Origin of the sequence: Herbaspirillum sp. GW103, assembly GCF_000261365.1 — a bacterium.
In the GTDB taxonomy this organism is placed as follows: domain Bacteria; phylum Pseudomonadota; class Gammaproteobacteria; order Burkholderiales; family Burkholderiaceae_D; genus Herbaspirillum.
Map to the genome: position 1 here is coordinate 86,730 of NZ_AJVC01000001.1, position 17,092 is coordinate 103,821.

17 protein-coding genes are annotated in these 17,092 nt (G+C 62.0%); 2 read left to right on the top strand and 15 right to left on the bottom strand.

Annotated features, from left to right (window positions below; all coding sequences use genetic code 11):
• Positions 1-2: 2 nt before the first annotated feature.
• Positions 3-947, bottom strand: coding sequence for an AraC family transcriptional regulator (locus tag GWL_RS00380; protein WP_008325394.1), 945 nt, complete (start codon positions 945-947; stop codon positions 3-5).
• 141 nt (positions 948-1,088) lie between these two features.
• On the opposite strand from GWL_RS00380, the gene GWL_RS00385 reads away from it, so the two are divergent.
• Together GWL_RS00385 and GWL_RS00390 are read left to right on the top strand one after the other, a co-directional pair.
• Positions 1,089-1,952, top strand: a complete 864-nt coding sequence (locus GWL_RS00385; RefSeq protein WP_008325401.1) for an oxidoreductase — start codon at positions 1,089-1,091, stop codon at positions 1,950-1,952.
• Between the two features lie 180 nt (positions 1,953-2,132).
• The gene (locus GWL_RS00390) at positions 2,133-3,752 is read left to right on the top strand and encodes an alkaline phosphatase (protein WP_008325404.1); all 1,620 of its coding nucleotides are present in this window, start codon (positions 2,133-2,135) and stop codon (positions 3,750-3,752) included.
• 36 nt (positions 3,753-3,788) lie between these two features.
• Here the strand turns inward: GWL_RS00390 and GWL_RS00395 are convergent, their stop codons facing one another.
• The 14 genes from GWL_RS00395 to GWL_RS00455 form a co-directional block, all read right to left on the bottom strand.
• On the bottom strand, positions 3,789-4,586 hold the full coding sequence (locus GWL_RS00395) for an IclR family transcriptional regulator (RefSeq protein ID WP_008325406.1): 798 nt from the start codon (positions 4,584-4,586) through the stop codon (positions 3,789-3,791).
• A gap of 172 nt (positions 4,587-4,758) precedes the next feature.
• A complete protein-coding gene (locus GWL_RS00400; RefSeq protein WP_008325408.1) occupies positions 4,759-5,484 on the bottom strand; it encodes an SDR family NAD(P)-dependent oxidoreductase in 726 nt (241 codons plus the stop codon).
• 95 nt (positions 5,485-5,579) lie between these two features.
• Complete coding sequence (locus GWL_RS00405; RefSeq protein ID WP_008325410.1) at positions 5,580-6,869, bottom strand: MFS transporter; 1,290 nt, start codon at positions 6,867-6,869, stop codon at positions 5,580-5,582.
• Between the two features lie 238 nt (positions 6,870-7,107).
• Positions 7,108-7,842 (bottom strand): SDR family NAD(P)-dependent oxidoreductase, encoded by a 735-nt coding sequence (locus tag GWL_RS00410; RefSeq protein ID WP_008325413.1) that lies wholly within the window; start codon positions 7,840-7,842, stop codon positions 7,108-7,110.
• A gap of 11 nt (positions 7,843-7,853) precedes the next feature.
• Positions 7,854-8,390 (bottom strand): 2,4'-dihydroxyacetophenone dioxygenase family protein, encoded by a 537-nt coding sequence (locus tag GWL_RS00415; RefSeq protein WP_008325415.1) that lies wholly within the window; start codon positions 8,388-8,390, stop codon positions 7,854-7,856.
• Positions 8,391-8,730: 340 nt separating this feature from the next.
• The gene (locus GWL_RS00420) at positions 8,731-9,642 is read right to left on the bottom strand and encodes a LysR family transcriptional regulator (protein ID WP_008325420.1); all 912 of its coding nucleotides are present in this window, start codon (positions 9,640-9,642) and stop codon (positions 8,731-8,733) included.
• A 51-nt stretch (positions 9,643-9,693) separates the two neighbouring features.
• On the bottom strand, positions 9,694-10,551 hold the full coding sequence (locus GWL_RS00425; RefSeq protein WP_034349730.1) for a dioxygenase: 858 nt from the start codon (positions 10,549-10,551) through the stop codon (positions 9,694-9,696).
• Between the two features lie 159 nt (positions 10,552-10,710).
• The gene (locus GWL_RS00430; protein WP_008325429.1) at positions 10,711-11,124 is read right to left on the bottom strand and encodes a DoxX family protein; all 414 of its coding nucleotides are present in this window, start codon (positions 11,122-11,124) and stop codon (positions 10,711-10,713) included.
• Positions 11,125-11,299: 175 nt separating this feature from the next.
• The gene (locus tag GWL_RS00435; RefSeq protein ID WP_008325431.1) at positions 11,300-12,556 is read right to left on the bottom strand and encodes a class I SAM-dependent RNA methyltransferase; all 1,257 of its coding nucleotides are present in this window, start codon (positions 12,554-12,556) and stop codon (positions 11,300-11,302) included.
• Between the two features lie 99 nt (positions 12,557-12,655).
• On the bottom strand, positions 12,656-13,261 hold the full coding sequence (locus GWL_RS00440) for a 2-hydroxychromene-2-carboxylate isomerase (protein ID WP_008325439.1): 606 nt from the start codon (positions 13,259-13,261) through the stop codon (positions 12,656-12,658).
• Positions 13,262-13,331: 70 nt separating this feature from the next.
• The gene (locus GWL_RS00445) at positions 13,332-13,757 is read right to left on the bottom strand and encodes a CopD family protein (RefSeq protein ID WP_008325441.1); all 426 of its coding nucleotides are present in this window, start codon (positions 13,755-13,757) and stop codon (positions 13,332-13,334) included.
• 1 nt (position 13,758) lies between these two features.
• A complete protein-coding gene (locus tag GWL_RS23215) occupies positions 13,759-14,319 on the bottom strand; it encodes a hypothetical protein (protein WP_081486007.1) in 561 nt (186 codons plus the stop codon).
• A gap of 60 nt (positions 14,320-14,379) precedes the next feature.
• Positions 14,380-15,798: an AAA family ATPase gene (locus GWL_RS00450; RefSeq protein WP_008325443.1), complete on the bottom strand. Its 1,419-nt coding sequence runs from the start codon at positions 15,796-15,798 to the stop codon at positions 14,380-14,382.
• Positions 15,799-15,818: 20 nt separating this feature from the next.
• A complete protein-coding gene (locus tag GWL_RS00455; protein WP_008325445.1) occupies positions 15,819-17,087 on the bottom strand; it encodes a glutamate-5-semialdehyde dehydrogenase in 1,269 nt (422 codons plus the stop codon).
• Positions 17,088-17,092 lie beyond the last annotated feature (5 nt).

Below are 17,092 nucleotides of genomic sequence, written 5' to 3' on the forward strand. Positions count from 1 at the left end.
GCCTAGTGCGATGACACGAACAGCGCAGCAGGATCCGGCGCGGGAAGCGCGTAGGCAGTCTTCATTCTGGCGACCTCCTGCACGGGTGTCATGCCAAACAATCGCTTGAATTCACGGCTGAACTGGGATGCGCTTTCGTAGCCGACGGTGGCGCTGGCTGCGGCTACCGTCAGGCCGTTGCGCAACATCAGCAGACGCGCCTGATGCAGGCGCGTGGACTTGAGATACTGCATGGGCGAGGTGGCGGTGACCGCCTTGAAATGCGCATGAAAGGATGGCGGACTCATCCCGGCTTCTTGCGCCAGCTGTTCCACGTCCAGCTTGTCCGCGTAGGCGGCATGGATCTTCCGGATGGCGCGAGCTACCTTTGCGTACTGTCCGTCATTGCGCAATGCGGCTCGCATGGAGGCGCCCTGTTCGCCGCTGAGTGCCCGCAGGTAGATCTCCTTGACCAGCGAGCGGCCCAGTATGCGGGCCTCCAACGGAATGCACATGGCCTCCAGCAGGCGCAGGACGGAGGCCGACATCCTCTCGTCCATCCGGGTAGCGAACATGGTTTGCGGAATGACGCGCACATCGGTCTGGTCCATCTGCAAGAGCACTTCGGCCAGCAGCTGGAAGTCCAGCCGGAAGTAGATCGCCAGCAGTGGCGCCTTCGCGCTGGCATCGGTTTGCATCGTGAATGGCACCGGCACGGAGACGGCCAGATAGTGGCGGGCATCATAGAGATAGGTCTTCCCGCCCAGATAGCCGCGCTTTCTTCCCTGCACGACCACGACGATGCCCGGCTCGTAGAGCACCGGTGTTTCACGCAGGCGGCGATTGGAACGCAGCAGGCGCACATCCGGCAGCAGCGATAGGTTATAGCCCTCTTCAGGCGCGAGCTGCATGAGCAGGTCCACCATGCGCTGGTGCACACCCGAGGTCAAAGCTTGAGATGTCTTCATGCGTCCCGTCATCGTCAATTGATAGGTTTAGGCAAACATTGAATGCCAACCGACATGGTGCAGTCAAGTGCACCTGCCTATCATTGAAGCCGTCGCCTTCCCGGGTGATGAACCGGTTTGGTTCGTCAGGAAGGCGGTTTCATGGGAGATGTGGCGATGGTCATGCAGAAGTCCGACAAATTGAATTTTCTGATTACGGGTGTCAGCTCAGGTTTTGGACGTGCGCTGTCCCATGCGGCCTTGCAGGCGGGACATACAGTAATAGGCACAGTGCGCAACGAGGAGGCGCGCGCGGTCTTCGAGCACCTCGCACCGGGGCGGGCGATGGCAGTGGTGCTCGATGTCACCGATTTTCCTTCCATTGACAGTGTCATCGGCAGCGCGACCGAGCGCCTTGGTCCTGTCGACGTCCTGGTCAACAATGCCGGCTACGGTCATGAAGGGGCGCTGGAAGAGTCTTCGCTGGAGCAGATGCGGCATCAGTTCGACGTCAATGTCTTCGGTGCCGTCGCCATGATCAAGGCCGTGCTGCCGGCCATGCGGACGCGGCGACGCGGCCATGTCATCAACATCACCTCCATGGGTGGATTCATTACCATGCCGGGCATCGCCTACTACTGTGGCAGCAAGTTTGCTCTGGAAGGTATTTCAGAGACCCTGGCCAAGGAAGTGGCTGACTTCGGCATCAAGGTCACGGCGGTAGCGCCAGGCTCGTTCCGCACCGACTGGGCAGGCCGCTCGATGGTCCGTTCGCCGCGCAGCCTCTCCGACTATGACGCAGTGATCGATCCGATCCGCGCTGCGCGTCAGGCCAAGAGCGGTCACCAGCTCGGCGATCCGGCGAAGGCGGCGCAGGTGATCCTGGCCTTGGCCGGCGATGTCAACGCCCCGGAGCATCTCCTGCTGGGCAGCGATGCAGTCAGGCTGGTGCGGGAAAAGCTGATGAAGATGAATCAGGAGATCGACGCATGGGAACAGGTCTCCGTCTCCACCGACTTCCCGTAAATGCCCTTGCGTGACAGGTCCACCGAAGAACATCACTGCGCGGAGGGGGCGTATATTTTCGAGCGACTGACTGCATTTCAGCTGCGGTCAGGATTGGTCATCATGGTTTCATTGGACGGTCATATTGGATTGCTAGATTGCAGCTCCCCCCGTGTATCCCTCACCCTCACAGGAGCCGCCATGCCAGACCAATACCCGCCAGCCGACCACAGCCGTCGCCGCTTCCTGCGCGACAGCGCACTGACCACGGTGGCCGCCGCCACCACCTTGAGCGCCCCGGCCGCCTTTTCCGCCGCACCGGCCATCATCACCTCCGAACGCCTGCGCCCGCAATTGCCCGGCGGCGTCATGAGCGGCGATGTCACGCGTGACAGTGCCATGCTCTGGGCGCGTACCGATCGCAATGCGCGCCTGCTGGTCGAGTATTCCACCCGCGAGAACTTCAGCAATCCCGTGCGCATCGTCGGCCCTACCGCGCTGGCACGCGAGGACTACACCGCGCGCGTGGACCTGCGTGGCCTGCCGGCCGGCGAACGCATCTACTATCGCGTGCGCTTCCAGGACCTGCAGCATGAATCGGCCCTGAGCGAAACGCTGACCGGCAGCCTCATGCTGCCTGCCTCTGCACATGGCCAGGCGCGCGACATCACCTTCGCCTTCTCGGGCGACGAAGCCGGGCAGGGCTGGGGCATCAATGAGCAGTGGGGCGGTTATCGCGTTTATGAAAGCATGCGCCGTTTCCGCCCGGATTTCTTCATCCACTCGGGCGACCAGATCTATGCCGATGGCCCCATCCAGGCCGAAGTGAAGCTGGAGGACGGAACACTGTGGCGCAACGTGGTCACCGAAGCCAAGTCCAAGGTCGCGCAGACGCTGGACGACTATCGCGGCAACTTCGCCTACAACATGCTGGACGCCAACAAGCGCCGCTTCGCCGCCGAGGTGCCCTTCCTGGTGCAGTGGGATGATCACGAAGTGCGCAACAACTGGTATCCCGGCCAGGTGATCGGTGCGGCCGAAAAGCGCTACGACGAACGCAACATCGACGTGCTGGCGGCCCGCGCGCGCCAGGCCATGTTCGAACACAATCCCTTCCGCATCGACAGCGCCGATCCTTTCCGCATCTATCGCGCCTTCAATCACGGGCCCCTGCTGGAGGTGTTCATGCTGGACGAGCGCAGCTATCGCGGCCGCAATTCTCCCAACCGCCAGAAGGGCGGCCACGACGCCGACTTCCTTGGCCCCGAGCAGATGCGCTGGATCAAGCAGGCGCTGCTGCGTTCGCGCTCGACCTGGAAGCTCATCGCCAGCGATATGCCACTGTCGATCGTGGTGCCGGACCTGAACCCGGATGTGCCCAAGGGAACCTTCGAGGCCTGGGCCAATGCCGACAACGGCAAGCCCTCCGGACGCGAGCTGGAGGTGGCCGAACTGCTGCGCTTCATCAAGCAGCACGACATCAAGAACGTGGTGTGGGTGACGGCCGACGTGCACTACGCCTCGGCTACGCACTATGCGCCCGAGCGTGCGCAGTTCACCGACTTCAAGCCCTTCTGGGAATTCGTCGGTGGCCCGATCAATGCCGGTACCTTCGGGCCGGGCGAGATCGATCGTACCTTCGGTCCGGACGTGCGCTTCGTCAGCATCCCGGCGGACATGAAGCAGAACCGCTCGCCGGCCGAGCTGCTGCAGTTCTTCGGTATCGGCAAGATCGACGCCAAGAGCAAGACCCTCACCGTCACGCTGCACAACACCGACGGCAAGGAAATCTACAAGGTGGAATTGCCGCCCGAGGCCTGATCGCCTGCGGACAGTGCGGCAAGAAACGGACCGGACTCAGCCCGGTCCGGCAAGCTTGCGCGAGATGTTCGCGCAAGCTTGCAGCAGCGGCATCACATAGGCCTGCTGCGCATCGGGCAGGCGGCGATACAGCGGAATGCTCACGCTCACGCAGGCCACCGGTACGCCATCAGCACCGATGATGGCCGCGCCATAACAAAAAATCTGGGCTTCGTTCTCTTCGCGATCTTCGGCATAGCCGCGCGTGCGGGTCTCTTCGACATCGGCAAGCAGGGCCTCCAGCGTGGTGTGCGTGTTGGCCGTGAAGGCTTGCAGATGCAGCGCGCGCATCAGGCGCTCGCGCTGCGCTTGTTCCAGTGCGGCCAGGTAGGCTTTGCCCACTGAACTCGAATACAAGGTCACGCGCGTACCGATGCGCGAATCCATGCGCACGGCTTGCGGGCTTTCCAGTTTCTCGATGTAGACCATGCTGTGGTCGCTGGGCACGGCCAGGTGCACGGTCTCGCGCGTGATGTCGCGCAGCTGGCGCAACGGCTCGATGGCCGTGGTGCGGATGTCGCTGCGGTCCCAGGCACGGCTGGCCAGATGGATCAGGCGCGGCCCCACTTCATATTGCTTGCTGCGCGGGTTCTCCACCACCATGCCCTCGGCCATGAGCGCGCCGAGGATGCGATAGACCGTGGGGCGCGGATAGCCCGACAGCGCAGCCAGCTGCGCGATGGAGAGCGGCGCTTCCTGGTCGGCGATGAGCTGCAGCACCGCCATGAACTTGGAGAAGGCGGCCGTGCCTGCAATCTTGTTGGCGTCGTCGGGTTGTTGGTCTTTGTCGGGCATGAGCGGTGCAGGAAACGGTACGGGGATCGGACCAGGAGACGGACCACATGCTGGTACGGAATGGGTTGCCGGATTCCGGCCAGATTATAGCCGAGCCCGTTTGCAAAAAATCCCGCGCCGTCTGGAGCCGGCGCGGGCAAATGGCATTGCACGTGAAAGCGTTGCGGTGGTGTCAGGCCACCAGATAGCCGCCATCGACCGGCACGATGGCGCCGGTCATGAAGGAGGCCGCGGGTGAACACAGGAAAGCAACCACCTGGCCGATGTCTTCCGGCTTGCCCCAGCGGCCCAGCGGTGTGCGCGCCAGGATTGGCCCGGCGCGTACGGGATCGTCCTGCAGGGCTTGTGTGAGCGGGGTGGCGATCCAGCCCGGCGCCACTGCATTGACGCGGATGCCGTCGGCCGCATAGGCAATGGCCAGCGACTTGGTCAGCTGCGCCACGCCGCCCTTGCTGGCGCTGTAGCCCGGTACCAGTCCGCCGCCGAAGAAGCTGAGCATGGAGGCAGTATTGACGATGCAGCCCCCGGACTGCTTGAGCAGTTCGCGGCTGGCAGCACAGACGCGCATGGTGCCGGTGAGGTTGACCGCGATGACCTGCTCGAAGACCTCGGTCTCCAGCTCTTCCCCGCGCTTGATGATGCCGGCGCAGTTGACCACGATATCGAGTTGCGTGAGGCCGGCGAGCACCGCGCGCACGCTGTCTTCGCCGGCCACGTTCATCTCCGCCAGGGTGATGCCGCTGCCCTCGAATGGCTCATGCGCCAAGGGCGGCAGGCCGGCAGCAATGACGCTTGCACCCAGTGCGGCGAGCTGGCGTGCGACGGCCGCGCCTATGCCTTGGGTGCCGCCGGTGACGAGGGCGGTCTTGCCCCGGAGCAGGTCGGGAATGAAGCTCATGAAGGTTCCTTCTTGTGAGTGGCAGGAGACTGGCTGGATGCCGCTACCCAAGGGCGGCGGCATCGGGTCAGGCTACTGACGAGTGAAGTTTTGCCTCAGGCGGCGTGTGCCTCGATCGGCTTGTCTACCACGAACATGTAGACCAGCGCGGCGGCGAAGGCCACGGCGGCACTGATCAGGAGGGCATTGACGAAGGAGTGGGTCTGGTCCACCACCACGCCCGTGATGACCGGTGCCAGCGAGCCGCCGAGATAGCCGCCGAAGTTCTGCATGCTGCCCAGCGAAGCCACCAGGCGCCGCGGAATGGCCACCGAAACCAGCGCCCAGGCGCCACCGGAAGCCATGTTCACGAAGGCCATGGCCAGCGAGATGTAGACGATGGCCATGGTGGTGCTGGGCGTATAGGCGGCCGGAATGGTGAAGGCGCCGGCGCCGATCAGGCCCGCGCAGATCGGCCACTTGCGGCTGCGGATGGCAGGCATGCCGCGCTTCATCAGGCCATCGGCAATGTAGCCCGATGAGAGCATGCCGAGCGTGCCGAAGATGTAGGGAATCACCACCACCCAGCCGGTGCGGGCGATGGAGAGATGGCGTTCATGTTCCAGGTAGGCGGGCAGCCAGGTGAGGTACAGCCACACCATGTAGATCACGCCCATGAAGCCGAACAGCATGCCCCAGGTGGTGCGATAGGTGAAGAGGCTCTTCCATTCTGACCAGCTCAGTTTGGCATTGGCGTTGGGCTCGTTGTCATGGTCGTCGGCCAGGTACAGCACCTCGGAGGGCGTGAGCTGGACTTCGTTGCGATTCCGGTAAAACAGGTACCAGCCCACCGACACCGCGATACCCATCACGCCCATGATGACGAACATCATGCGCCAGCCGAAGGAGAGCATCAGGATCGTGAGGATGGGCGGCGCCAGCGCCGGACCGATGGTGGAGGAGGCCACGAAAATGCCGGTCGGCCCGCCGCGCTCGCGCATGGCAAACCATTCCGAGACCACCTTGGCACCGGCCGGGAATTGCGGTGCCTCACCCAGGCCGAGGAACACCCGCGCCACCAGGAACTGCTGCAGGCTGCTCACGAAGCCGCCCGCCAGCTGTGCCACCGACCACACGAACATGCCCGCCCCCAGCATCACGCGTGCGCCGAACTTGTCGAGCATGGCGCCGATGGGCAATTGCGAGAAGGCATAGGCCAGCGAGAAGGCCGACAGCAACAGGCCCATCTGCGAGGCCGACAGGTTGAGTTCCTGGCTCACCGAGTGATTGGCGATGGACAGCGTGCTGCGGTCGAGGTAGTTGACGATGCCTGCCAGCATCAGGAAGCTCAGTGCGACTACCTGTATGCGTTTGAGCCGGGGGCTCTTTTCCTTTTGGACTTCCATGGTTACGTCTCCAGTGTGAATGATGTGCTGCCATTGGCGTGCTTCGTACCGGCTACGTCTGTCGCGCAGCTCGCTGTCGATGACATGGCCGAAGCTTCTTGCAAGGATGCGATCCTGAGGACGTTGTGGAGTCCGTCCCCGCGTGTTGCTCTTCCGGCGCTGCCTGGGCTGCTTGTGCCTGCCCAGGCATGCGATCCTTGCTTGCCCGGATGATTCTGGTGGCCGAGCGGCAAGCTGCTCAGTAAGTTGCGCGCCCGCCCGAAAGATCGAACACGGCACCGGTGTTGAAGCTGCAGGACCCGGAGCACAGCCATGCGCACATGTCGGCGACCTCATCGACCGTGCCCAGGCGACGCATGGGGCTCTTGGCGATCATGGTCTGCACATGCTCCGGCGACATCTGCTCCAGCAGTGCGGTCTTCACGGCGGCCGGTGCAATGGCGTTGACCAGCACGCCGGTCTCGGCCAGCTCCTTGCCCAAGGACTTGGTCAGCGCCAGGACGCCCGCCTTGGCGGCGCTGTAGGCCGAGGCATTGGGCGTGCCTTCCTTGCCGGCCAGCGAGGCGATGTTGACGATGCGTCCGCGCCCGGCTGCGCGCATGGCCGGCGTCACACTGCGGCAGGCATGGAAGACGCCCAGCAGGTTGACCTGCACGATGCGATGCCATTGGGTAACGTCGTACTCGTCCAGCGGCACGGTAGGGCCGGCGTAACCGGCGTTGTTGATGAGGAAATCGATGCGCCCGGTGTCGGCCAGCAGTCGCTGTGAGGCCTGCATGACCGCAGCGGCATCGGTGATGTCGAGGATTTCTTGCCGATAGGGCGAGGCAGCGTCGTGCTGCTGGTCCCAGACGACGACCTGCGCGCCCCCCGCGGCCAGACGTGCGCCGATGGCCGCGCCGATGCCGCCATGGCCGCCGGTGACTACGGCCACGCAGTCGCCAAAGTCATGGGAGGCGCGGGAATAAGTCATTTCGTGCATCCTCAGCGTACGAAGCGATTGACGTAGTCGCTGCCCAGTCCAACCGCTTCATAGTGCTTGCGGCACATGTCGAGCTTGGTGAAGACGTCCTCATAGCCTTCGAACTTGCCCCAGGGGTCGCAATAGAACATCACGCCGGTGATGTGGAAGTAGGTGATCATCTCTTCCACGTCTTCAGGCACGTAGAGGGTGTGGGTCTCGCCAGGCGGCTCGAAGACATAGCTGCCCTGTTCGGCGATCCATTCGTGTTCCAGATAGCGCCAGCGGCCTTTGAGCACCATGCCATGCACCGGTGCCGGATGACGGTGGCGCGAAAGCACGCCGGACTTGCGCACGCGCAGCAGGTTGGTCCAGTAGCCCTGCGAGACATTGAGGCACAGCGGACGGAACCACACGTTCTCCGCCTGCGGCACCCAGATGCGTTCGTCCTCCGGCACGGCCGGATTGACCACGATCTCCAGCGGCGCTTCCTTCGGGTTGGGGAGCTGGTAGGGCTTCATCTTCAGATCGGCGGGCATGGGGGTGTCAAGGGTCGTCATGGGGTCTCCTGTCGTTGTTCTGCTGAATTTGCGTTCTGTCCGCTATATGGACAATGCGTTCGCTATATGGTCAATGTCGGCTATAGAAGACGATGTGTCAATGGCGGGTCAGGGCAGGTTGGGGCGGCACGAAAGCGAGCTTGGCGTCGGTTTTCCGGTGTTTCGGCAAGCGTGCGAAGCCGAGCGCACACGGCGCAAGGCGAGCCGGCAAGCTTTGGTGAGGATGCGTGAAAATTATGCGTGGCTGCCGTTCAAGCCAGCCTGCGGGAGAAGGCGGTCGCACCGCGAGAATGCCCGCTGTGCTACCAGTGCGGTATCGGGCGATCAGCCGATCCGCCGATCAGTGGGCGTCCGGTGCGGACCAGTGCACCTGGGAGAACGCTTCGGAAAGAAAGTCCAGCATCGCGCGCACCTTGGCCGGCAGGTGGGCGCGGCTGGGGTAGACCGCATAGATGCCCAGGTCCGGCACGGTGTAGTCGGGGAGCAGGGGAACCAGCTGCCCGCTGCGCAGGTACTGGTCGATCATGAAGGTTGGCTGGCGTGTGATGCCGATGCCGCCCAGGGCCGCCTGCACGCAGCTGTCCCCATTGTTGACGTGCATGCGGGCATGGATACGCACGCTCACCGGACCTTCCGGGCCGCTGAACTGCCATTCGTCCTTGCCCTGGTTGTAGCTGTAGCTGATGATCTGGTGCTGTGCCAGCTCGTGCGGATGATGCGGCGTGCCGTGTTTCTCCAGGTAGGCGGGTGAGGCGCAGATGGGCAGGCTGGTGCTGGTTAGCTTGCGATGGATCAGCGTGGAATCGGCCAGCCTGGCGATGCGGATCGCCAGATCATAGCCCTCGTCGATGATGTCGACGATGCGGTCCGACAAGGTAATGTCCAGCTCCACTTCCGGATGCCGGTCCAGGAACATCGGCCATAGCGGTGCCAGGTGCAGGATGCCGAAGGTGACCGGGGCATTGATGCGCAACAGCCCGACGGGCTTGGCGCTGCCTGCCGAGAGCAGGTCATCGGCTTCTTCCAGGGCGGTCACGATCTGCTTGCAGCGCTCCAGGTAGAGACTGCCTGCCTCGGTGAGCGAAAGCCGGCGCGTGGTTCGCTGCATCAGGCGTGACCCGAGGCGTGCCTCCAGTTCCAGTACCGTGCGCGAAACCGCCGCCTTGGAGATGCCCAGTGCATCGGCGGCCTTGACGAAGCTGCCGAGCTCGGCCACGGCGATGAAGCATTCGATTTCGCGCAGTTTGTTCAAATCGTCTTTCCCCGTAATGGCGCCGCGCTGGCGCCATCGGGAAGACGGGGCTCAGGCAGCGGCCGGTAGTTGTGCCAGCAGGCGGGAGCCGGTGCCGAAGGCGAAGGCGTCCATGCGCAGGCTATGATACGTGGAACCGCTGTCCAGGTGAACCAGTCGGGTCCAGTCATCGGCCGCGCCCATGGCGAAGAACAGGCTCAGCAGATGTTCGTCGGTGGGATGACTGCGCACCGCATGCGGGGCCGTAGTCCGGTAGCCAAACAGAGCCTGCAGATCACCGGCCTGCATGCGTTCGAGGAACCAGTGCAGGAATTCCACCGTATGCGGCGCGTCGCCGCCATCGGCCTCTGTACGACGCAGTTCGCGCAGGTTGTGCGTGAAGCTGCCCGAGCCGATCAGCAGGATGCCTTCGCTGGCCAGCGGCGCCAGCAGGCGACCAACCTGGTAGTGATACTCGGGCGGTTGCTGGGATTGCAGCGACAGCTGGATCACCGGCACATCGGCTTGCGGATAGAGATAGCGCAGCGGCACCCAGGCCCCGTGATCGAGCCCCCAGCCGCCATCGGTATTGGCTGGCAGTCCGCCCTCGCGCAGGCGTTGCGCCACGTGCTCGGCCAGGGCCGGTGCGCCTGGGGCCGGGTAATCCAGTTCATAGAGCGCCTGCGGGAAACCGCCGAAATCATGGATCACGCGCGGCTTGCTCTGGTTGCCCACGCGCGGGGTAAAGGTCTCCCAGTGCGGCGACACCATCACGATGCCACGCGGACGTGGCAGCGTCGCACCGATACTGGCCAGCAGCGGTCCCGTGCGACCCGGTTCGACGGCCAGCATGGGCGAGCCGTGCGAGACGAACAGCGAGGGCAGGGGGAAGCTATCGGTGGTGCGGCCTGTGGTGGACACGGTGGACATGATGATTTCCTTGGAATCCCGGTAAAGGATATAAAACATTTATAGCATTTGGCTTTTTGCTGCCGTGATGCCTGATTGCTTAGTTGCATTGATGAACCAAGCCGGGCACAGGCCCGGCATTGATCGATGCGTGCTGCCCATGTTGCCATCGATGGTGCATCAGCGCTGCGTTTCGCGTTTCAGGGCAAAGGCCCCGTCACCCAGCAGGAACACGGCGATCAGGCCGACGATCCAGAGTGCCAGGTATTCCCAGCCGCCCTTGGGGTTGGTAAAGAAGAAGCCGGCCTTGCCATGCACCAGCACGATTGCGCCCAGCAGGTCTGCTGCCAGCGGCAGGGCCAGCCAGCGGCCATAGTAGCCCAGCACCAGCGCGATGCCGCCGATGACTTCCAGTGCCATCACCGGATAGGCGAACCAGCCCGGCACGCCCAGCGAGGCAAAAAAGCCGGCCGTGCCAGCCGGAGTGAAGACGAAGAGTTTCAGGCCGGCGTGGACCAGGAAGAAAATGCCCATGGTGACGCGCAGCAGGAAGGCGGCGTAGTCGGCACGGGTGTTGACGGTAACGGTGGTCATGATGATCCCGGAAAGTGTGGAGTGGATGAAGGATGGCCGGCCTTGCGCCTTTTTCTGCCTGCGCAATCGGCAGCGGCCACGTCCACACTGTAGGGAAGAATGCGAGCCGGATAAACCGGCTGCGGCGGGATGGATCGTCTTGAAGAAGTTGACAATCCATCCGCGCCGGAGAGGATCAGTCTTCGCCGTCGCGCGGGACCGGCTTGGCTTCCTCGCGGCGGTTGTAGCCGGCCACCATGTCGAAGCGGAACAGGCGGCATTCCAGGGCGCCGTTGAAGAACGGCGTCTTGCGGGCTTCCTTCAGGCGCATCAGCTTGGGCAGGCCGAGGTCGGCCGAGAACAGGAAGACGCTCCAGCCGGCAAAGCGTTGCTTCAAGGTAGTGGAGAAGGCGCTGAAGAACTGCGCGAACAATTCCTCGGTCGGCAAGGCGCGGTCGCCGCGCACGCCGATACGCTCACCGTAAGGCGGATTGGAGAGGATGATGCCGACCAGCGGCTTGCCCTCGGCATCGACCGGCGGCTTGATTTCCTGTGCTTCGATCTGCTTGAGCGGTACCTCGAAGTGCACGCCGGCGCGCACCAGGTTCTTGCGCGTCAGTTCCACCATGTCGCCGGAGATGTCGCTGCCGAAGAGCGTGGGCGTGGTCGGAATCGGATGGGGTTTGAAATCGCCCTTGATGGCGAACCAGGCATCGGCATCGAAGTTGCTGAACTTCTCGAAGGCGAAGCGGCGGCGTGCGCCCGGCGGCACGCCGGCGATGATCTGCGCGGCCTCGGCCAGGATGGTGCCGGAACCGCACATGGGATCGAAGAGTGGCACGCCCGGCTTCCAGCCTGCGGTGCGCAAGAGGCCCGCCGCCAGGTTCTCGCGCAGCGGTGCGTCACCGGTTTCTTCGCGCCAGCCGCGCTTGAAGAGCGCCTCGCCGGAGGTGTCGAGATAGACCGTGAAATTGTGGGCATCGACGAAACCGGCGATGCGCATGTCAGGCGTGCGGGTGTTGACCGAGGGGCGCAGCTTGAACTGGTCGAGGAAGCGATCGCAGATCGCATCCTTGATCTTGAGGGTGCTGAACTCCAGGCTGCGCAGCGGCGATTTCACGGCGGTCAGGTCCACGCGGATGGTGTGCGAGACCTTGAACCAGTCTTCCCAGGCTTGTGCGAGGGTGAGGTCGTAGATGTCATTCTCGTTCTTGTAGGAACCATGGCCCATGCGCAGCAGCACACGGCTGGCGATGCGCGAGTGCAGGTTCATCTGGTAGGCCGCCAGCAGCGTGCCGGAGCAATGCACGCCACCGGGCACCTGGTTGTGCACCTTGAGGTTGGCGGCGGGGCCGGCGTGCTGGGCGATCTCGTTGAGTTCCTCGGCCAGGGCCGCTTCCAGGCCGCGCGGGCAGGGGCAGAAATAAGAGTAATGGGTGTCGGGGGATTGCATGGGAGTACCTTTTGTCCGTTGGAAAACAAAGTATCAAAAATGGAAAAAGCCGGAGTGCGCTGCTTGTAGCGCACTCCGGCGTCATTGTACGCTGCTCGCTCAGCCCTTCGCGAAGGCGCGCTCGACGAAGTCGAGGCGGTCCTGGCCCCAGTAGCCTTCACCCTGGTAGAGGTACCACGGTGCGCCGAAGACGCTGGCGGCATTGGCTTCATCGGTGAAGCGGTCGAACTCGGCTTGCACGCTGGCCGTTTCAGCCGACTTCAGCAGGGCGGCGCCGTCGTGTTCCAGGGCATTGGCGATGGCCACCAGGGTGTCTTGATCGGCGATGTTCTTTTGCTCTTCCCACACCGCGCGCATGATGGCACCGGTCATGCGCAGCGCGGCCGCGGTACCGTGTGCCAGCTGGGTGGCGATGATCAGGCGCGAGGCATTGTCGCTGTTGACCGGGAAATAGGTCGGTTGCAGGATCATGGGCTTGCCGAGGAATTCGCTCCAGCGTGCCAGTTCCTTCAAACGATAGGCCTGGCGCTGCGGTGCGCGCTTGGCCAGGGGCAGGCCGCCGGAGACACCGAAGATCCTGGACAGATCGAAGGGTTTGGGAAGGATTTGCACCTGGTATTTTTCCGCCAGGGCGACGAAACGATCGTGGCCCAGATAGGCGAAGGGCGAATGCGGCGCGAAGAAGTACTCACAGACTTTGCTCATGACCGGCTCCGGAAGGATGGGTGTGGAATGACGCGGATGACGACAGAAAAATGCAGAACGATTGCTTGGATCAGAATGGCTTGACCACGACCAGGATCACGATGGCCAGCATCAGCAGCACCGGCACTTCGTTGAACCAGCGATACCAGACGTGGCTGCGCACGTTCTTGCCGTGTTCGAATTTCTTGAGCAGCGAGCCGCAGGCGTGCTGGTAGCCGATGACCAGCACCACCAGGAACAGCTTGGCATGCAGCCAGCCATTGCCCGGCCCTTTCCAGAATGACCAGGTGATGGCCAGCAGCCACACGCCCAGCACCAGTGCCACCAGCGAGATCATGCCGGTGAAGCGGTACAGGCGGCGCGCCATGCCCAGCAGGCGTTCGCGCGCGACCAGGTCGGTTTCCTGGGCCAGGTTCACGAAGATGCGCGGCAGGTAGAACAGGCCGGCGAACCAGGAAGCGATGAAGACGATGTGCAGGGCTTTGATCCAGAGCATGCTATTTTTCTCCAAAGAGCTTGGACTTTAACGTCGCTTCAAACTGATCGAATGAAGCGAGTCCTCTTAAACCGGAAAAGTCGGTGGTGAGTTCAGCGACGCGCAAGCGTTGCCTGTCGGGTGAAAATTTCTTCAAGGCACGTGCATTCCGTTCGGAAGCTGCTTTGAGCGCATCAAATAAAATCTGTTTGGGATTTTTTGTTCTTTCCCATTCTCTTTTGCCGGGAATGCCGAGTCCGGTTCTTCCATTGGGGTTTCCGGCTGCTGAGCGAATTGCATGCTCATCGCTGAGCAGCCACGCTTCCGTCATACGCATTGGGATGATCGGGACATAGCTGTGGGTCAATTCCGTGAAAGCCGATGCAATCTCAGATTCGCGCTTTTCCAGTGACTCACTTTCCGAATCACGATGCACGAACAAGACATCGCAAGGATAAGCACGGATTGCCGCCGATACTCGCTCCGATAGTTCGCTTCCGACGGGTCCAAGATGACGAGCAAATTGGGGCGTGATGCCAATGGCAGGATCTTGTTGGGCGATGGCCCAATCGATAACGTGCATCAGGGCTGCGTCGGACGTTCCATCACCCAATAGCGTATACGAAATCAATTCACTGTCCCCTTAGCGTCCGATCATGCCAAGCTGATGTTTCAAGTAATGACGTACCGTTTTTCCCTCTTCGATTTGATCTTCAGAATCCTCAATGTTGAGAAAGTCCAGCAATGCGCCATAGCCTATCGGGGGATGGCCAGCTCCACACATTGCGGCTTCACGCCAAGTTTGCGTGACCGCCGTAAAGCGCGAAAGCTGCGCACCGTCCTTCTTGATGGCTTGTGAAACGACCAGATCATCAGTGACAATTTTCTCAATCACCGATGGAGAATGGGTGTTGATGATGACCTGTCGAAGAGGATTATCCGTGCTATCGACCGGTACAAGAGGATCTGCCGTCATTCGGTACAGCAATTGAATCATCGCGGAAATTCGTGCGGGGTGAATGCCATTTTCAGGCTCTTCCAGGCAGATGACGCCACCGCTGTCGGAGTCTGCTCCGATAATCGACAAGGCCAGAAATCGCAATGTCCCGTCCGATAAGGCTCTGGCCTCATGCCTGATCCCTGTCGTGGTTTCCAGATACAAGGTCTTCGACTGACGAGGCTCGTCGATGTCAACGGAGACATTGGCGACGTCGGGAAGCAAATTGGCCAATTCGTTTGCAATCTCTGCATTCTTCCCGGCGATCTTCTCCAACCGGGATAGCGTTGCCGGAAGATGCTCGCCAATAGAGGAGACTTTACTCACCGAGACAAAGTCATCAGGACGGCGCAATGCAGAGGGTTCCAACTGCAACAAAGTCCAGGACTGAATTTCGCGACGGGCCGCCAGAGCCGTCGGACGATCAATGCTGTTGATGCCGCTCAGTGCGGTTCTCTCAGTGTTTGCAATCGGAATGGTGACGGGATTCCCACCTTTCTGGTCTTGTCTGACTTTCAGAACCGGATGGCCGTCTTCGACATCCGTGTAAATAAAATTGATTTTGCTCCCGCCGTGGTAAACGGAATCAAAAAACTCCTTGCTATGTTCGAAGCCAAGTCTATTTCGTGCCTCACCCTTTTGAACGAAGGTCAGTACCTCTCGCGTCAGCTCGATGCCTTCTGGGCCCTTATCCGTGGCCGGCAGATACCTCAGGACCAGGTTGTATTTCAAATAGGTGACCTTGGGGCTGGCTTCCCTGCGGTAGTCATCAATCACCTTTGGGCTGACAATGAACTCTGCATCGAATTCGATTTCTTCCGCCTGAGATGAAATCGTTTTTGTAAACAAAGAACGGATATCGCTGCGGTTGTGACCATCCCGGTTTCTGACCCGGTTGGCGGCCTCAATGATTGACTTGTCCGCCAAATCCTTCAGAAACAGAATCGCATCAAAAAGATTGGATTTGCCCACGCCATTCGTACCCGCGATGCAGGTGAATGGTCCGAAGGCAACGTCGATATCTTCCAGACTCTTGAAACCCCTAACTTTTAAGCGAGTCAGCATTTGCGTTCTTCCGAAATGAGTTACTGGCGGACCTGTCCCTGGCCCAGCACCACGTACTTCAGCGAGGTCAATCCTTCCAGTCCCACCGGGCCGCGTGCATGCAGCTTGTCGTTGGAGATGCCGATCTCCGCACCCAGGCCGTATTCGAAGCCATCGGCAAAGCGGGTCGAGGCATTGACCATGACTGAGGCCGAATCCACTTCGCGCAGGAAACGCATGGCGCGCGTGTAGTCCTCGGTGACGATGCTGTCGGTGTGCTGCGAAGAGTGACGGTTGATGTGCTCAATGGCCTCATCCATGTCGGCCACCACCTTCACGGCCAGGATGGGCGCCAGGTATTCGGTGTCCCAATCCTCTTCGGTGGCCGCCTTGAGCAGCGGATACCCGGCCAGGATCTCGGCAGCTTCGGCATCGCAGCGCAGTTCCACTTCCTTGACGCGATACAACTCGGACAGTGGCGGGAGGATGGTGGCGGCAATGTTGCGCGCGACCAGCAGGGTTTCCATGGTGTTGCAGGTGCCGTAGCGATGGCACTTGGCATTGAAGGCCACATCCAGCGCCTTGCGGCTGTCGGCGCGGTCGTCGATGTAGACGTGGCAGATGCCGTCGAGGTGCTTGATCATCGGTACCTTGGCTTCCTTCATCAGGCGCTCGATCAAGCCCTTGCCACCACGCGGGACGATCACGTCCACGTACTCCTGCATGGTGATGAGCGCGCCCACGGCGGCGCGGTCGGTAGTCTCCACCACCTGCACCGCTTCTTCCGGCAGACCGGCACCGGCCAGACCTTCCTTGACCAGCCTGGCCAGCGCCTGGTTGCAATGGATGGCTTCGGAACCGCCGCGCAGGATGGTGGCGTTGCCGCTCTTGATGCACAGGCCGGCAGCATCCACGGTGACGTTGGGACGGGCTTCGTAGATGATGCCGATCACGCCCAGCGGTACGCGCATCTGGCCGACCTGGATGCCGGTGGGGCGGTACTTCATGTTGCTGATCTCACCGATGGGGTCGGGCAGGGACGCAATCTGCTCCAGACCCTCGGCCATGGTGGCGATGGCCTTGTCCGACAAGGTCAGGCGGTCCAGCATGGCCTCGGCCAGGCCATTGGCGCGCGCTGCGTCGAGGTCCAGCGCATTGGCCGCGCGCAGGGCGTCAGCCTCGCGACGGATGGCGGCGGCGATCAGCAGCAGCGCCTGGTTCTTGGCGGCGGTATCGGCGCGCGCCATGGCGCGCGAGGCGGCACGGGCCTGCTGGCCGATGCGGTTCATGTAGAGGTCGATGTTTTCCATAGGGT

What these genes read in the sequence shown, in the direction of transcription:
- GWL_RS00415 (WP_008325415.1), bottom strand. Translation starts at nt 8,390, where the DNA reads ATGACGACCCTTGACACCCCCATGCCCGCCGATCTGAAGATGAAGCCC.
- GWL_RS00440 (WP_008325439.1), bottom strand. Translation starts at nt 13,261, where the DNA reads ATGAGCAAAGTCTGTGAGTACTTCTTCGCGCCGCATTCGCCCTTCGCC.
- GWL_RS00450 (WP_008325443.1), bottom strand. Translation starts at nt 15,798, where the DNA reads ATGCTGACTCGCTTAAAAGTTAGGGGTTTCAAGAGTCTGGAAGATATC.
- GWL_RS00435 (WP_008325431.1), bottom strand. Translation starts at nt 12,556, where the DNA reads ATGCAATCCCCCGACACCCATTACTCTTATTTCTGCCCCTGCCCGCGC.
- GWL_RS00400 (WP_008325408.1), bottom strand. Translation starts at nt 5,484, where the DNA reads ATGAGCTTCATTCCCGACCTGCTCCGGGGCAAGACCGCCCTCGTCACC.
- GWL_RS00405 (WP_008325410.1), bottom strand. Translation starts at nt 6,869, where the DNA reads ATGGAAGTCCAAAAGGAAAAGAGCCCCCGGCTCAAACGCATACAGGTA.
- GWL_RS00385 (WP_008325401.1), top strand. Translation starts at nt 1,089, where the DNA reads ATGGGAGATGTGGCGATGGTCATGCAGAAGTCCGACAAATTGAATTTT.
- GWL_RS00380 (WP_008325394.1), bottom strand. Translation starts at nt 947, where the DNA reads ATGAAGACATCTCAAGCTTTGACCTCGGGTGTGCACCAGCGCATGGTG.
- GWL_RS00425 (WP_034349730.1), bottom strand. Translation starts at nt 10,551, where the DNA reads ATGTCCACCGTGTCCACCACAGGCCGCACCACCGATAGCTTCCCCCTG.
- GWL_RS00445 (WP_008325441.1), bottom strand. Translation starts at nt 13,757, where the DNA reads ATGCTCTGGATCAAAGCCCTGCACATCGTCTTCATCGCTTCCTGGTTC.
- GWL_RS00395 (WP_008325406.1), bottom strand. Translation starts at nt 4,586, where the DNA reads ATGCCCGACAAAGACCAACAACCCGACGACGCCAACAAGATTGCAGGC.
- GWL_RS00390 (WP_008325404.1), top strand. Translation starts at nt 2,133, where the DNA reads ATGCCAGACCAATACCCGCCAGCCGACCACAGCCGTCGCCGCTTCCTG.
- GWL_RS00430 (WP_008325429.1), bottom strand. Translation starts at nt 11,124, where the DNA reads ATGACCACCGTTACCGTCAACACCCGTGCCGACTACGCCGCCTTCCTG.
- GWL_RS23215 (WP_081486007.1), bottom strand. Translation starts at nt 14,319, where the DNA reads ATGCACGTTATCGATTGGGCCATCGCCCAACAAGATCCTGCCATTGGC.
- GWL_RS00410 (WP_008325413.1), bottom strand. Translation starts at nt 7,842, where the DNA reads ATGACTTATTCCCGCGCCTCCCATGACTTTGGCGACTGCGTGGCCGTA.
- GWL_RS00455 (WP_008325445.1), bottom strand. Translation starts at nt 17,087, where the DNA reads ATGGAAAACATCGACCTCTACATGAACCGCATCGGCCAGCAGGCCCGT.